The 14,844-nt window shown below is 59.7% G+C and carries 13 protein-coding genes; 8 read left to right on the forward strand and 5 right to left on the reverse strand.

Annotation, left to right across the window (positions count from 1 at the left end):
* Nucleotides 1-51: 51 nt before the first annotated feature.
* Together ACTHND_RS06625 and ACTHND_RS06630 are read right to left on the reverse strand one after the other, a co-directional pair.
* Nucleotides 52-576, reverse strand: a complete 525-nt coding sequence (locus tag ACTHND_RS06625) for a dihydrofolate reductase (RefSeq protein ID WP_440176983.1) — start codon at nt 574-576, stop codon at nt 52-54.
* Nucleotides 573-1,397: a thymidylate synthase gene (locus ACTHND_RS06630; protein ID WP_440176985.1), complete on the reverse strand. Its 825-nt coding sequence runs from the start codon at nt 1,395-1,397 to the stop codon at nt 573-575. The genes ACTHND_RS06625 and ACTHND_RS06630 overlap by 4 nt, the downstream gene beginning before the upstream one ends.
* A gap of 205 nt (nt 1,398-1,602) precedes the next feature.
* On the opposite strand from ACTHND_RS06630, the gene ilvC reads away from it, so the two are divergent.
* Nucleotides 1,603-2,604, forward strand: a complete 1,002-nt coding sequence (ilvC, locus tag ACTHND_RS06635; RefSeq protein ID WP_440176987.1) for a ketol-acid reductoisomerase — start codon at nt 1,603-1,605, stop codon at nt 2,602-2,604.
* Complete coding sequence (locus ACTHND_RS06640; RefSeq protein ID WP_440176989.1) at nt 2,594-4,459, forward strand: acyltransferase family protein; 1,866 nt, start codon at nt 2,594-2,596, stop codon at nt 4,457-4,459. The genes ilvC and ACTHND_RS06640 overlap by 11 nt, the downstream gene beginning before the upstream one ends.
* Here the strand turns inward: ACTHND_RS06640 and ACTHND_RS06645 are convergent.
* The gene (locus ACTHND_RS06645; protein WP_440176991.1) at nt 4,425-5,285 is read right to left on the reverse strand and encodes a tRNA1(Val) (adenine(37)-N6)-methyltransferase; all 861 of its coding nucleotides are present in this window, start codon (nt 5,283-5,285) and stop codon (nt 4,425-4,427) included. The genes ACTHND_RS06640 and ACTHND_RS06645 overlap by 35 nt on opposite strands.
* Before the next feature lie 141 nt (nt 5,286-5,426).
* Between ACTHND_RS06645 and ACTHND_RS06650 the strand changes: the two genes are divergently transcribed.
* From ACTHND_RS06650 to ACTHND_RS06665, 4 genes are read left to right on the forward strand one after another with little or no spacing between them, the layout of a single operon-like run.
* Nucleotides 5,427-6,461, forward strand: a complete 1,035-nt coding sequence (locus ACTHND_RS06650; protein WP_440176993.1) for a polyprenyl synthetase family protein — start codon at nt 5,427-5,429, stop codon at nt 6,459-6,461.
* Nucleotides 6,462-6,464: 3 nt separating this feature from the next.
* Nucleotides 6,465-7,643 (forward strand): acyltransferase family protein, encoded by a 1,179-nt coding sequence (locus ACTHND_RS06655; protein WP_440176995.1) that lies wholly within the window; start codon nt 6,465-6,467, stop codon nt 7,641-7,643.
* A gap of 30 nt (nt 7,644-7,673) precedes the next feature.
* Nucleotides 7,674-9,197 (forward strand): helicase HerA-like domain-containing protein, encoded by a 1,524-nt coding sequence (locus tag ACTHND_RS06660; RefSeq protein ID WP_440176997.1) that lies wholly within the window; start codon nt 7,674-7,676, stop codon nt 9,195-9,197.
* A 60-nt stretch (nt 9,198-9,257) separates the two neighbouring features.
* Nucleotides 9,258-9,476, forward strand: a complete 219-nt coding sequence (locus tag ACTHND_RS06665) for a hypothetical protein (protein WP_440176999.1) — start codon at nt 9,258-9,260, stop codon at nt 9,474-9,476.
* 62 nt (nt 9,477-9,538) lie between these two features.
* Here the strand turns inward: ACTHND_RS06665 and ACTHND_RS06670 are convergent, their stop codons facing one another.
* Nucleotides 9,539-10,288: an SDR family oxidoreductase gene (locus ACTHND_RS06670; protein WP_440177001.1), complete on the reverse strand. Its 750-nt coding sequence runs from the start codon at nt 10,286-10,288 to the stop codon at nt 9,539-9,541.
* 345 nt (nt 10,289-10,633) lie between these two features.
* Between ACTHND_RS06670 and ACTHND_RS06675 the strand changes: the two genes are divergently transcribed.
* Nucleotides 10,634-11,107 carry an NUDIX domain-containing protein gene (locus ACTHND_RS06675; RefSeq protein ID WP_440177003.1) on the forward strand — a complete coding sequence of 158 codons (474 nt, stop codon included), beginning with the start codon at nt 10,634-10,636 and terminating at the stop codon, nt 11,105-11,107.
* Here the strand turns inward: ACTHND_RS06675 and ACTHND_RS06680 are convergent, their stop codons facing one another.
* Nucleotides 11,108-12,298 carry an acyltransferase family protein gene (locus ACTHND_RS06680; RefSeq protein WP_440177005.1) on the reverse strand — a complete coding sequence of 397 codons (1,191 nt, stop codon included), beginning with the start codon at nt 12,296-12,298 and terminating at the stop codon, nt 11,108-11,110.
* A 178-nt stretch (nt 12,299-12,476) separates the two neighbouring features.
* On the opposite strand from ACTHND_RS06680, the gene uvrC reads away from it, so the two are divergent.
* Nucleotides 12,477-14,375, forward strand: coding sequence for an excinuclease ABC subunit UvrC (uvrC, locus tag ACTHND_RS06685; RefSeq protein ID WP_440177007.1), 1,899 nt, complete (start codon nt 12,477-12,479; stop codon nt 14,373-14,375).
* Nucleotides 14,376-14,844: the final 469 nt, after the last annotated feature.

The following is a 14,844-nucleotide window of genomic DNA, read 5'->3' on the forward strand; positions in this document are numbered from 1 at the left end:
TTTACTGGGGAGGGGGACCGCGCCCGTCTTCGGGCGTGGTGGTGGGGGTTCTTACTTTTTTATTCGGTCATACACACGCAAAGTAAAATCGTGGTCGTCGTTTTCGGTTTTCGTGAACGACTCTTCCGAGGTCACCTGCCACACTGCCGGATCAATCGCCGGGAAATGTGCGTCGCCTTCGACATCGGCGTGAACGTGGCTGACATATAGGCGATCGGCTTTTGGCAGGGTCTGTTCATAGACATTGGCGCCGCCGATGACGCAGATTTCGTCGGCGCCATCATCCGCCGCGTGTTCGCGGGCGATATCGAGCGCTTCCATCAAGGTCGTGCAGATAATGCCGCCCTCGGCTTCCATGCGCGGATCGCGGCTGAGGACGATATTCAGCCGGCCGGGCAGGGGCTTCTTCGGCAGTGAGTCCCAGGTGGTCGAGCCCATGATGATCGGCTTGAACTGGGTGATTTCCTTGAAGCGCTTCAGGTCGGAACGCAGGTGCCACGGCAGGCCGCCGTCACGCCCGATCACGCCGTTGTCGCTCATGGCAACGACAAGCGACAGTCTGACTTTTTTGATCATACGGCTACCTTGGCCTTGAGCGCGCCGTGGGACTCGTAGTTCTCGATGGCGAAATCGGCATAGTCAAAGCCGAACAGGTCGGTTTTCGGGGCCCCATTCTTTTCAGGCAAAATGACCAGCTTCGGGAAGTCGAACGGCGTGCGCTCAAGCTGGGTCTTCGCCTGTTCCATATGGTTGGTATAGAGATGGACATCGCCGAAGCTATGGACGAAATCACCCGTCTCCAGGCCGACCGCCTGCGCCACCATATGGGTCAGCAGGGCATAGGAGGCGATATTGAACGGCACGCCCAGGAATATATCCGCCGAACGCTGGTAAAGCTGGCAGGACAGCTTGCCCTCAGCCACGAAGAACTGGAACAGGCAGTGACAGGGCGGCAGGGCCATGTCATCGACCTCGGCCGGATTCCAGGCGGAAATGACATGGCGGCGCGAATAGGGATTGGTTTTGAGGTTTTCGACGAGGTTCTTCATCTGGTCGATGACGCGGCCATCGGGCGCTGCCCAACTGCGCCACTGCTTGCCATAGACCGGGCCTAAGTCGCCGTTGTCGTCCGCCCATTCATCCCAGATGGTGACGCCGTGATCGTGCAGGTATTTGACATTGGTATCGCCGCGCAGGAACCACAGCAGTTCGACCGCGATCGATTTGAAATGCACCTTCTTGGTGGTCAGGAGTGGAAAGCCTTTGGAGAGATCGAAGCGGATTTGCCGACCGAACAGCCCCAGTGTCCCGGTGCCGGTGCGGTCCGCCCGCGCCACGCCGTTATCCATGATATCACGGACAAGATTGAGATACTGGTATTCGGGGTGATCAAACATGGTAGCATCCGACTGCGAAGCGCCCCTCCGTCACACCGCTTCGCGCTGTGCCACCTCCCCATCGCTTCGCGCTAGGGAGGAGGGTGACGATCCTGCCTCTCCTCCCTAAACCGCAGGTTTGGGGAGGGGACCACGAAGTGGTGGAGGGGCGTACCTTAATAGCCTAAAACAAGCATCCTTGTACGATTCTTTTGCGAGTTTCCCCATGCCGCTGCCCGTTTATCACGATCGTGACTGCGACCTCTCCGTCATTCGCGCGCGCAAGGTGCTGGTGATCGGTTATGGCAGCCAGGGTCGCACCCAGGCGCTGAATGCCCGCGATTCCGGTGTGACGCAGATCAAGGTGGCGCTGAAACCGAAATCGAAAACCCGCGCCAGGGCCGAGGCCGATGGCTTCGAGGTGGTGACGGTAGCGGAAGGCGTACAATGGGCAGATGTGCTGGTCATCCTGACTTCGGACGAGGCGCACCAGAAACTCTTTGCCGAGGAGATCAATCCACACCTCCGCGCCGGTCAGGCGCTGATATTCGCGCATGGGCTTTCCTGTAATTTCGGACTGGTGACGCCGCCGGCCGATGTCGATGTGCTGCTGGTCTCGCCCAAGGGCATAGGGCCGCGCATCCGTGATATCTATGTGGCCGGCGAGGGGGTGTTCTGCCTGTTCGCCGTGCAGCAGGATGCGACCGGCAACGCAAAGGCGCTGGGCCTGTCGTTCGCGGCGGCTCTAGGGTGCGGCCGCAAGGGTATTTTAGAGACCACCATGAAGGATGAGTGCGAAAGCGATCTCTTCGGTGAGCAGGTCGTGTTGTGCGGCGGCACGCGCAACCTGGTGACCGAAGGCTTTCAGACTTTGGTGGATGCCGGTTATCCGCCGGAGGTGGCGTGGTTCGAGACCTGCTATGAACTGAAGCTGGTGGTCGACCTTTTGTGGGAACTGGGCATGTCCGGCGGCTTCGAGAAGATCAGCAATACGGCGGAATACGGCGCCTATCTGACTGGTCCGCGGATCATCAACGCCGCCAGCCAACAGGCCATGCAGGCTGTGCTGAAGGACGTGCAGTCGGGCGATTTCGTGCGGCAACTGATGGTGGATTACAATGCCGGCAGCCCGGATTTGCTTGGCCGTCGTGCCGGCTTGAAAGACAACCGGCTGGATGCGACCAAGCGCTATCTCGATGGCGTGGCGAAGGCGGCGAATGACGCCTGACGCGCACATAAAACGCGCCGATATCCAGGGGTTGCGCGGCATTGCCGTGCTGGCCGTGGTGCTGTTTCATGTCAGCCATGCCGCCTTGCCGGGCGGGTTTGCCGGCGTCGATATCTTCTTCGTTATTTCGGGATATCTGATCACGCAGATTCTGTTGCGCGATATGGAGTCGGGCACCTTTCGCCTGCGCGATTTCTACCAAAGGCGCGTGCGGCGGCTGTTTCCGGCCCTGTTCACGGTGCTGGCGTTCACTCTGGTGGCCGGATTGGCGATTCTGCCGCCGAAGCTGCTGAGTGAACTGGTCTACAGCCAGTTTTTCACCACTCTGTTCCTGTCGAACTTCGCCTTTGCCCGGCTGGCGGATTATTTCGATACGACCTCGAACCTGAAACCGTTGCTGCATACCTGGTCGCTGGGCGTCGAAGAGCAGTTTTATCTCGTTTTTCCTTTGCTTTTATTGCTCTTGCGCCGATTCGCGGGTCGTTTTCTGTGGCCGATTCTGGCCGGGGTGGCGGTTGTGTCGCTCGTCGCCGCTCAAATCACCATTCGCCCGGAAGCCGCCTTTTACCTGCCAACGACCCGCGCCTTCGAACTGCTGATCGGGGCACTGACCGTTTGGGCGCAAGGCCGCATTACATTGAGCGACAAAGCCAGGCGCCTTTTGTCAGTGCTCGGTGTCGGTCTGCTTACTGCCAGCCTGATCATTATGAGTGATCGCGTGCCGTTTCCCGGTCTCTGGGCCTTGCCGCCTTGCCTTGGGGCAGCGTTGTTGCTGATCAGCAAAGATGGATGGGGCAATAAGCTGATCAGTGCGCCGCCGCTGGTCTGGACCGGCGATATCTCCTATTCGCTTTATCTTTGGCACTGGCCATTGCTGGTCCTTGCGCGGCTCGTCCTTGGTGAGGCGTGGTGGATCGCGCTTGTTGTCGTGATCGCGGCCTTCATTATAGCGGCCTTGTCTCGCCGCTATATCGAGCAACCGTTTCTGCAAAAGCGCCCGCGTTGGCTGTGGCTATGGACGGGCGGCGTCATGACGCTTTCCATCATCAGCGCCCTGCTGGTTTTTGGCGCCAAGGGTTTGCCGCAGCGCTTCAATGCCGCCGAACAGGCCGCTTTTGCCGCCACGGACGATTTCAGCCCGGATCGCAAGCGCTGCCACATCGCCCAGAATGCCCGCCGCGATTACCGCGACACCTGTGTCCTCAGCCCTTCGCCATCGGTGGCGATCTGGGGCGACAGCGAGGGCGTGGAGCTGGCAAAAGCGCTGGCGGATCAGGGCGAGGGGGTGCGCCAGATTACCGCCTCGGCCTGTCCGCCGAGTGTGGGCTTTACCATCGCTTATAACAATGCCTGCCGTGCGCATAATGCCGATATGCTGCTGCATCTGAAGACTGATCCGGAGATCAGGACGGTGATCCTGGCGGTGAATTACCGCCGATATGAAGATGAAAACAGTGCCGCCATGATGGGCGGGCTTGAACTGAGCGCGCTCGATCTTCAGGCGGCAGGTAAGCAGGTCGTGCTGCTCTATCCGGTGCCTGTCTATGACTTCGATCCGCCGTCACAGGTGGGCCTGGCCATGCGGTTGGCCAAGAGCTTGGGACGCGATCCTTTAAGCGTTGGCATGTCAAGGGCGCAGTTCGACAGCGAAAATGGCCAGACGATTGCCGCGTTGGATGATTTCGCCCGCAGCCACAAACTGGCGGTCCTGCGACCTTCGGATGTGCTGTGTGATACGCAGCGTTGCCGGGTGTACGATCCGGCATCAGGTGTGCTCTATTTCAATGGCCAGCATTTGAGCATGGCTGGGGCCAGACGGCTTACCAGTTTAATTCCGCTTCCCCGCGCAGAATAGATTCGACCTCCGTCGTGTGCTTACGCGCGCCATTGTCGTGCAGGATCAGCGGCGGCAGCAGGCGCAGAGGGGCCTTGCCCAGCCGTTGCGCGCGCACCAGAACGCGTTTGGCTTCCCTGTCGGCGAAGGGCTGGATCGGTCGGATAACGAACGATCCGCATTTTTTCGACAGACCGCTCAGGATATCCGCCAGACGGTCGGCGCGATGAATAAAGACGATATGGCCCTGATCGACGACGGCGCTTTGGGCAAAATCGAGCCAGGCGTCCAGGCCGTCATCGGCGATCCAGGCCGGACGCTTGGCCTCATGCGGGGCACGCAAGGTATCGGGATCGTCGAAATAGGGGGGATTGGAGAAGACGAGATCGAAGCGGTGGAGAGGTTTGGCCCCCTCCGGCGGGACTTCGCCCGCCACCTCCCTCGGAACGAAGGTTCCCGCTAACGCAGGGGAGGATAAGAGGGTTTTGTACCCCTGACCTATATCGCCTTCGATGATCGTTACGCCGGAGAGATTGTTCAGCCGGATGTTTTCGCGGGCCAGGGCGGCGTAGTCCGGCTCGCGTTCGATGCCGGTCAGGGCCAGCGCCGGGCGGCGCATTTTCAGCGACAAAAGCGCGCCGCCGACGCCGCAGCCCAGTTCCAGCGCGGTCTTGACCTTCGACAGGCTGGCGCAGGCCGCCGCCAGCAGGGCGCCATCCATGCCGATACGATAACCGGTCTTCGGCTGCATCAATTTGACGCGGCCATCGAGCAGGTGGGTCGCGGTCGTTTTTATGTCGGATTGCAGGCTTATCTCTGCTAAGTTCCCAGCTAAGTTCCTAGTCATATACCGGCCATATTCCAGATCGTTTTCGGGCCACAGTCGCGCAAACTGTCACACGGAAAGTGGCTAAATAGTATCACGGCCCATTGCCTGCGCGGTCAAGGCGGTTTATGGCCTAAAGGTTAAAGTTCAGGAGTATCAGCTTTGGATTCGGCCAATATCGACACTGTGCGCCCCGCACCGGAGGCGGTTCAGACCACGGCAAAACCGGACGTGAAAGCGCTGGTCAGCCTGTGCGATCCGGACATGGTCGATATCAATGCCCTGATTACCGAGCGGATGCAGTCCGAAGTGGCGGTGATCCCGGCCCTGGCCGCGCACCTGATCGCCGCCGGCGGCAAGCGCCTGCGTCCGCTTCTGTGCGTTGCGGCGGCGCGCCTGTGTGGCACCGGCAATACCCATCACCATAATCTGTCCGCGGCGGTCGAGTTCATCCATACCGCCACCCTCCTGCATGACGATGTGGTCGATTCCTCGCAACTGCGCCGCGGCAAGGTGGCTGCGCACCTGATCTGGGGGGCGCCGTCCTCGGTTCTGGTCGGTGATTTCCTCTTCGCCCGCGCTTTCGAGCTGATGGTCGAAACCGGTTCCCTGCGCGCGCTGGATATCCTGTCGAAAGCCTCGGCGGTCATCACCCAGGGCGAAGTGCTGCAACTGATGAAGGCGTTCGACCTCAATCTCAGCCAGGCCGACTATATCGAGATCATTTCGTCGAAGACGGCCGCGCTTTTCGCCGCCGCTTCGGAAAGCGGCGCGGTCGCTTCGGGCACTTCGGAAGAGAAGATCCAGGCGCTTTATGATTACGGCATGAACCTCGGCCTCGCCTTCCAGATCCAGGATGATATCCTCGATTACCAGGGCTCGGCCGCCGATCTCGGCAAGAATGCCGGTGATGATTTCGCCGAGGGCAAGGCCACCCTGCCGCTGATCCTGGCGATGCAGGCCACGCCCGATGAGACGGCCTTCTGGGATCGCGTCATCGGCAAGCGCGAGCAAAAAGACGGCGATTTCAGCCATGCGCAGGATTTGATGATCTCTTCCGGTGCGCTGGAAGCGGCCCGCTCGGTGGCGCGCACCTATGCCGAAAAGGCCCGCGCATCGCTTGAGATATTCGAGACGGGGCCGTGGCGGAGCGCTCTGGAAAACCTCGCTGTCTACAGCGTCGAACGCCAGACCTGAGTTTTGTCACAGCCGCCGCTCCATCCGCATAAAGCCCGCTTTTACGAGCTGGATATCCTGCGCGGTGTAGCGGCCTTGGTGGTGGTGTTTTTTCATTACAAGCATTTCCTGCTGATCAGTGATGCGGCGGGCTTCGACTATGCCCACATGCCGCTGAGCGGGCTCCTGATGCCGCTCTATCTCTATGGCCAGTTCTTTGTGGAGCTGTTCTTCGCCATATCGGGCTATGTTTTCTTCTGGCTCTATGCCGAGGCGATTGCCAGCCGCCATACCGGGCCGTGGGCCTTTTTCGTGGCGCGGTTCAGCCGGCTCTATCCGCTCTATATCGTGACCCTGCTGGTCGTGGTGGCGCTCCAGGCGCTCTATCCGGGGGATGACTTCATCTATCGCCAGGATACGCCGCTCAACTTTATCCTGAACCTCTTCATGGTGCAGCAATGGGTGCCCTATGCGGTGCAGTCCTTCAATGGCCCCGCCTGGTCGATCTCGGTCGAGGTCTTTCTCTATGCGCTGTTTTTCCTCATCTGCTTTTTCGGCTGGAACCGGCCTTGGGTGCTGGCGGCGCTGTTTGTGGCTGGGGCGACCTTGCGGCTGATGAGCGATCCGACGGTCGATTTCGTGCGCGGTGTGCCGAGCTTCTTTCAGGGCGGGCTGATCTACTATGCGGTTCAGGCGCTGCGCCGGCATGAGGTCTGGCGCCGGCGGGTGATGCTGTGGCTGTGCGTGATCCTGCCGCTGGCCTGGATCGTCAGCTATGCGCGCGGTTTCCGTTCGGTCAATGTGCTGATGGAACCGGGGCTGGCGGGCACCTGGCTGAGCGTGCCGGTATTTCTTTATGTCGTCCTGCCCTTCAGCCTGCTGGCCCTGGGGCTGATGCAGGGGCGCTGGCGGGTGAACTGGCTGAGCCGGGAGAGCCTGCACCGCGTCGCCTGGATCGGGGATATCAGCTATTCGGTCTATCTGATCCATTTTCCGCTGCAACTGGCGATCATGCTGGGGCTGTCGGGCCTGTCTCCGGCTTTGCGGCTGGCGCTCTTCGGTTCGCCCCTGAGCCTGCTGGCCTTCATGGCGCTGGCCAGCGGACTGGGCTGGCTCAGTTTTCACTATCTCGAAATGCCGGCGCGGCGATATCTGACAAAACGCCTGCGGCCCTTACTGGCGCCGGCGCCGGCAGTGCGCTAAAAACAGATCATCTTATACAGGAGCAAGATCATGGCGGATTCTACAGGCGCTTTTGTCGGGCAGGCCACCCAGCCGGAAATATTGCTCTATGGCCGCGCCAACCGGCATGGCATCGTGGCCGGCGCCACTGGCACGGGCAAGACGATCACGCTCCAGATCCTGGCCCAGGCTTTTTCCGATGCCGGGGTGCCGGTCTTCGCCGCCGATATCAAGGGCGATCTGTCGGGCATTTCGCAGCCGGGGCAGTTTAATGACAAGGTGCTGGATCGCGCCAAGTCTATGGGGCTGGATCTCCAGCCGGCCGCCGCGCCGGTCATCTTCTGGGATCTGTATGGCGAGAAGGGCCATCCGATCCGCGCCACCATTTCCGAGATGGGACCGCTTTTGCTGGCGCGTCTGCTGGAGCTGAACGATGTGCAGGAAGGCGTCCTCAATATCGCCTTCGCCGTGGCGGATAAGGAAGGGCTGCTCCTCCTCGATCTCAACGATCTGCGCGCCATGCTGAACCATATTTCGGATAATGCGAAGGACCTCAGCCAGACCTACGGCCAGATTTCGCCGACGACGGTGGCCACCATCCTGCGCAATCTGCTGACCCTGGAAAACCAGGGCGCGGCGCATTTCTTCGGCGAACCGGCTCTGCGGCTGGAAGACCTGATGCGCACCAATATTTCCGGCAAGGGCTATGTCAATATCCTGGCCTCTGACCGGTTGATGCAGAACCCGAAACTCTATTCAACCTTCCTGTTGTGGCTGATGTCGGAACTGTTCGAGGAACTGCCGGAAGTCGGCGATCCGGAAAAGCCGCGTCTCGTCTTCTTCTTCGATGAAGCGCATCTGCTGTTTAATGAGGCGTCGCCCGCCCTGCTGCAAAAGATCGAGCAGGTGGTGCGCCTGATCCGTTCCAAGGGCGTCGGCATCTATTTCATCACCCAGAATCCGGCCGATATCCCCGATACGGTGCTGGGCCAGCTCGGCAACCGCGTGCAGCACGCCCTGCGCGCCTATACGCCTTCGGAACAGAAAGGGCTGAAGGCGGCGGCGGATTCCTTCCGCGAAAATCCGGCCTTCAAGACGATCGAGGTTCTCCAGCAACTGGGCACGGGCGAGGCGCTGGTCTCGCTGCTCGACATCAAGGGCATTCCCAATATCTGCGACCGGGCGATGATCCGTCCGCCGGCCTCGCGCATGGGACCGGTGACCGATCAGGAACGCGCCGATATCATGGCGAAGTCGCCGGTGGCGGGCGTTTACGATACGCTGAAGGACCGTGAATCGGCCTATGAAATCCTGAGCGCCAAACTTGCCCAGGCGCAGGCCGATGCGCCGCCTCCGCCGCCTTCTGCTGCCGAAAAGGAAGCCGCCAAGGCCGCCGCTCAGCAGGCGAAACTGGAAGAGCGTGAGCGCCTGGCCGAACAGAAGGCCAAGGAAAAGGCGGCGGCCCAGATGACCAAGACGGTAACTTCGGTCGCGGTGCCAATTATCCGCTCGATCGGCATTGCCATCGCCGGATCGCTGATCCGCGGCATGATGGGCAATGCCAAGCGGCGGTAGGGGCGGTTTAGGTTATCTTTCCAATCCGAGCAACCCAAGCTAACATCACGGAAATTAAGAATGAAGCTTCCAATCCGCAATTACCTCTTGAAACCTCTTACGGTGTTCATTGAGCCTTATTGTGAAGAATATGAAGTTCCCATTGCTGGACAGGCAACCATCACGCTTCAGGACGGCAAACCTCATTCTATTGATATTCACCCGGATCAATTCATTTCGATTTGGGATGAGGGCAGTGAACAAGCGAGCGTCGAAGTATTTCCAACCCATCAGTATTAGATGTTTGCAAAGTATATAATGATCAAATGTTTTTGAGAGGCTGACCTTGCTAACTCAGTCTCTTAAACATCAAACATATCCAGCGTTTTCCAGTTCAGGTGCTGGCCGGAATCAACGCAGATCATCTGGCCGGTGACGCTGGGGGCGTTCAGCAGATAAATCACCGCCGTCGCCACCTCTTCGGGCGAGGTCGGTTTTTGCAGCAGGGTGGACCGGGCTTCGCGGGCGAAGTCGGCCTCGCTCTGGTGGATCGATTTGAGCGTCGGGCCCGGCCCCACCGCGTTGACGCGGATGTTAGGCGCCAGGGCCTGGGCGAGGGTGCGCGTGGCGTGCCACAGACCGGCCTTGGACATGCTGTAGCTGAAGAAGGGCGGGGACGGTTTCAAAACACGCTGGTCGATCATATTGATGATCGAGGCGCCTTTGCGGATATCGCTTTGCGCGGCAAACGCCTGGGAGAGCAGGACGGGCGCCAGAAGATTGGTGTCCATGTGCATCTGCCAGCTATCGATGGTCAGGTTGCGGGCACGGTCATCAGCGAAGACGGAGGCGTTATTGACGAGGACATCGATGGGACCGAGCGCTTCACGCGCCCTGGTGATCAGGCCGGCGACATTGGCCACATCACTGAGATCGCCCTGAATGGCATGGGCCTTTACGCCCAGTGTTTCCAGTTCACGGACAAGCGCCAACGCATCATCACGCGATTGGCCATAATGGACACCGATATTGTAACCGGCATTGGCCAGGGCGATGGCGATGGCGCGGCCGATCCGCTTGGCGGCGCCGGTGACTAAAGCAGTCTTAGTCAACGCGACCGAAGTCGATAATGTTCATGACGGCCATGAAAATGAGGAACAGACCGAGGATGGAAATGGCGAGCATGGACAGACTCCGCAAATGAATGGTTTTTGATAACCGGCTTGCGCGGAGGAGACAAGGGGGAAGAGGTCGCTGTTCACATTTATAGCGCATCCCAAAAAGTGTGATGCACTTTTTGGATTAAGATGCGCGGTAAAACAAAAACTTAGAGCGTGTTCCGACCTGGCGCAACCAGACCGGAACACGCTCTAATCACGGCGACATAAACGATATTTAATCGGACAGAGTGTCGTTCCGGCCTTGCATCGGTGCCCTGATGCCGCCATCGTATATTCATGGAAGACTGGAAACGCGTTGTAGAACCCTATTCACGCCCGCTATTCTTCGCCTATTCGCGGGCGACGCGGGGCAAGACGCTGGGTGTGCGCGGTCTGGTGGTCAGTCCGAAGGGCGAGGTGCTTTTGATCGAGCACACCTATCTCGAAGGCTGGTGGCTGCCGGGCGGCGGGGTCGATGCCGGCGAAACGGCGCATCAGGCTGTGGCGCGCGAACTGCGCGAGGAGGCCGGTGTTAATCCGCTGGAACAGCCTAAGCTGCTGTCGGTTCACAGCAATGAGCGGTTCTTTCCCGGCGATCATGTCCTGCTGTTTCGCGTCGATCAGTATGAGGCGGTGCCGATGACGTCGCACGGCGAGATCAAGAATGTCGGCTTCTTCGCGCTCGACGCCCTGCCGGTTAATATCAACGAGGGCTCGCTGCGCAGGATTCAGGAAGCGCTGATGGGCTTTCCACCCGATCCGATCTGGTGACTATTCCGCCGGCGTGGTGGGGCGCACCGTGACCGAGCGCACATAGTTTGCAAGCTTCACATAGTTGGCGCGGCTGAAGACCGGGGAGTGATTTTCCAGCGTCTTTATCAGGTTACGCGCCCAGGCGCGTGACGGCTTCTCATAATAGTAGTGTGCCAGCGCGGCGATGCCGAGCGATATGGCCACCGAGACGAACACCCAGGTCATTTTCGACAGGCCGAGATCGACGCCCCAGGCCGGGAAGGACTTGAGGATGATCTTCTGCACCAGGTCATGCACCAGATAGAGAGCAAAGGACACCAGGCCCAGCCAGTATACGACACGGTTTTGCAGCAGGCGGGCGATCACGCCTTCATCATGGCTCAGGCTCATGATCAGGCCGGCGAAAACGGCGACCAGCCAGACATCGTTCGACTTGTAGCATAGCAGGAACAGGGCCAGCGGCAGGAACAGACCGGCGGCGCGCGCCGGCACCAGATCCTTGAAGCGGAAGGCGACGAGGCCGATATAGAAACCGGCCAGACAGCGGAGGGTGGTGCCCGGCGCATAGGAGTGGACGACATCCAACTTGCCGATACCCTTGTACGGATGGTGCGTCAGCCACTGCGGGCCATAGGCCACGGCGATCAGGATGCCGAACGCGGCCACGACGCCCAGCAGGGCATAACGGCGCGGCAGCCACAAGGCCAGGAGGATACTGACGGGAAACAGCAGATAGGCCGCCCATTCGGTGCTGATCGACCAGGAGGGCGGCACGATCGAATAGGCCAGGCCCCAGACGTGGCTCATGGTGATATTGAAGGGCAGGGCGCGCAGGACATTATCGTCGAAGCGATAGGTATCGCTCAGCACGGTGGTGATCATAATGGCGGTGATGACCGTCATCAGGATATAGAGCGGATAGATGCGCGCTAGGCGCAGCAGCAGGAATTTTTTGAAATTCTTGAGGTCGAAGCCGTTCTCGAACAGGCCACCATAGGTCATGGCCATGACGAAGCCGCTGAGGATAAAGAACAGGTCGACCGCCATATAGCCGTGGCTGACAAAGGGGCGCACGGCCATCGGGAAGGCATGCAGGCCGTTGGCATGGAAGAAGACCACATACAGGGCCGCGATTCCGCGCAGGCCCGTGAGGGCGCGGATTTCGGCCGGCTTTTTCGGCGCAGGCGTCAGGGAAGCGGCGGGCGTCATTGAGTCTCGATGGCGGAGGTGATGCCTCCATATAGGGCAATGCGCGTCATACACCAAATCACAATCACGGACGCGTGATGAAGGATTGTAACAGTTGCGGCCTCTGCTGCCGGAAACCTGTGTGATTTTGCGTCAGGCTTCCCATATACAAGCCCCGATTCATGCTAATAAGCCCGTAATGACCCCAGACGCCGAAGACCCCGAAATCACCATTGAAGCCCCAGAGCCCCGGCTGATCGGCGCGGCCCTGATCCGGCGCGAGGCGGCGCTGGCGCCCGATAAGCCCGGCGTCTACCGGATGCTGGGGCATGATGGCGAAGTCCTCTATGTCGGCAAGGCGAAAAGCCTGAAAAAGCGCGTGCTGCAATATGCGCAGGGCCGTTTCCATACCCAGCGCATTGCCCGCATGGTGGCGCTCACCCATGAAATGGTCCTGCTGCGCACCGATACAGAAGGCGAGGCCCTGCTGCTTGAAGCAAGGCTTATCAAGGCCCTGAAGCCGCGCTATAATGTGTTGCTGCGCGACGACAAGATGTTCGCTGAAATACTGGTGCGCAAGGATCATGAGGCGGCGCAGATCACCAAGCACCGCGGCGCCCATACCATTCCTGGTGATTATTACGGCCCGTTTGCCTCAACCCAGGCGGTGAACCGCACGCTCGATACGCTGCAAAAAGCCTTCCTGCTGCGCACCTGCACCGACAGCGTCTACGCCTCGCGTACCCGGCCCTGCATGTTGCACCAGATCAAGCGGTGTTCGGCGCCCTGCACCGGCGTCATCAGTCTGGCCGATTACAGCGACCTGGCGAAACAGGCGCATGACTTCCTGAAAGGCAAGAGCCGGGCGGTGATCGACCGCCTGTCGAAGGAGATGATGCAAGCCTCGGACGAGATGGATTTCGAGCGCGCCGCCCATCTGCGCGACCGGGTGCGGGCGCTGAACCATGTTTCGCTGTCGGCCTCGGTCGATCTGCGCGAGGAAGAGGCCGATGTCTTCGCCGTGTTCAACGAAGGCGGCACGGCCTGCGTGCAGGTGGTCTTCTATCGCGCCGGCCAGAACTGGGGCGACCGCGCCTATTTCCCACGTGTCGATCAGGAAGACGATGCCGGCAGCATTCTCGATGCGTTTCTGGGGCAGTTCTATCAGGACCGGCAGGTGCCGCGCCTGATCCTGGTGTCGCACGATCTGCATGAGGCCGATCTGATGATGGAGGCCCTCAGCCTGAAGGCCGAGCGCAAGGTGCAGGTGCTGCGGCCCCAGCGCGGCGACAAGTGCGAGGTGGTGCAGCACGCGCTGAATAATGCCCGTGCAGCCCTTGGCCGCAAGCTGGCGGAAAGCAGTGCGCAGTCGAAACTGTTGCAGGGGGTGTGCGAAGCCTTCGGGCTGGATGCGCCGCCGACGCGGATCGAAGTCTATGACAATTCGCACCTCGGCGGCACCCATGCGGTCGGCGGCATGGTGGTGGCCGGGCCGGAAGGGTTTCTGAAGGGGCAGTACCGCAAGTTCACCATCCGCGATCTCGATACCAGGCCGGGCGATGACTACGCCATGATGGCGGAAGTCTTCCGCCGGCGTTTCATGCGGCTGATCAGGGAAAAGGACCTGCCTGAAGGTGAGAAGAATTTCGGACGTCCGGACCTGGTGCTGGTCGATGGCGGGCAGGGACAACTCGATGCGGTTCTGGCCGTGATGAGCGAACTCGGGCTGGAGGATATCCCGATCGTCGGCGTGGCCAAGGGGCCGGACCGCGACGCCGGCATGGAGCGCTTCTTCATGCCAGGCCGGCTGCCCTTCATGATGGAGCCGAAGTCGCCGGTGCTCTATTATCTGCAGAGACTGCGTGACGAGGCGCACCGCTATGCCATCGGCGCCAACCGCCAGAAGCGCGACGCCGCCATCACCAAAAATCCGCTCGACGAAATCGAGGGCATCGGCCCGCGCAAGAAGCGCGCCCTGCTGGCGGCCTTCGGCTCAGGCCGCGAGGTTGGCCGCGCCACGGTCGATGAACTGATGAAGATCGAAGGCATCAGCGCTGCCCTGGCGCAGAAGATATATGACTTCTTTCATGGCGGGTGAATTAGGCGCATGATCTGTCCCGCAGGCAGGAGACAGTATTCGGTAGTATGTGCCTGTTTTTGCGGCGTAACAAATTACCGACCACCCATAGTTCAGGCGAATCGCTCCGACAGACAAAAGTCAAAAAATCGCCCTTAATTGTAGTATCAATATATTCAATAATATTACAATTAATAGCTGTGGCTGTGTTTCGGGCGTCGGTATTGTTGCATAATTGCAAATCACACATAAAAATGTGCATTGGGCTTTTTCCATAATTGACGGTTTCGAGGCTGAGTGTTACCGCTAACGTACCAAAACCGGACCGGAGTGGGAAAACCATGCCCGGAAAGGGAATGAGGCGGACCGCGGCCATAAAAAACAGTCGCGGCGATAATGATAGGTTTGGAGAAGGAAGCGCCGGAATTTTCATTGCGGCATAAATGCGTCTATAGCGTTTGGCGATCGAATTTGATACTGACAACGTTGT

Origin of the sequence: Asticcacaulis sp. (assembly GCF_051954415.1) — a bacterium.
Classification (GTDB): Bacteria; Pseudomonadota; Alphaproteobacteria; order Caulobacterales; family Caulobacteraceae; genus Asticcacaulis.

Excerpts from the sequence above, each read along its gene's own strand:
- ACTHND_RS06660 (WP_440176997.1), top strand. The coding sequence starts at position 7,674 with ATGGCGGATTCTACAGGCGCTTTTGTCGGGCAGGCCACCCAGCCGGAA.
- ACTHND_RS06675 (WP_440177003.1), top strand. The coding sequence starts at position 10,634 with ATGGAAGACTGGAAACGCGTTGTAGAACCCTATTCACGCCCGCTATTC.
- ACTHND_RS06665 (WP_440176999.1), top strand. The coding sequence starts at position 9,258 with ATGAAGCTTCCAATCCGCAATTACCTCTTGAAACCTCTTACGGTGTTC.
- ACTHND_RS06645 (WP_440176991.1), bottom strand. The coding sequence starts at position 5,285 with ATGACTAGGAACTTAGCTGGGAACTTAGCAGAGATAAGCCTGCAATCC.
- ACTHND_RS06640 (WP_440176989.1), top strand. The coding sequence starts at position 2,594 with ATGACGCCTGACGCGCACATAAAACGCGCCGATATCCAGGGGTTGCGC.
- ACTHND_RS06630 (WP_440176985.1), bottom strand. The coding sequence starts at position 1,397 with ATGTTTGATCACCCCGAATACCAGTATCTCAATCTTGTCCGTGATATC.
- ACTHND_RS06625 (WP_440176983.1), bottom strand. The coding sequence starts at position 576 with ATGATCAAAAAAGTCAGACTGTCGCTTGTCGTTGCCATGAGCGACAAC.
- ACTHND_RS06680 (WP_440177005.1), bottom strand. The coding sequence starts at position 12,298 with ATGACGCCCGCCGCTTCCCTGACGCCTGCGCCGAAAAAGCCGGCCGAA.
- ilvC (WP_440176987.1), top strand. The coding sequence starts at position 1,603 with ATGCCGCTGCCCGTTTATCACGATCGTGACTGCGACCTCTCCGTCATT.
- uvrC (WP_440177007.1), top strand. The coding sequence starts at position 12,477 with ATGACCCCAGACGCCGAAGACCCCGAAATCACCATTGAAGCCCCAGAG.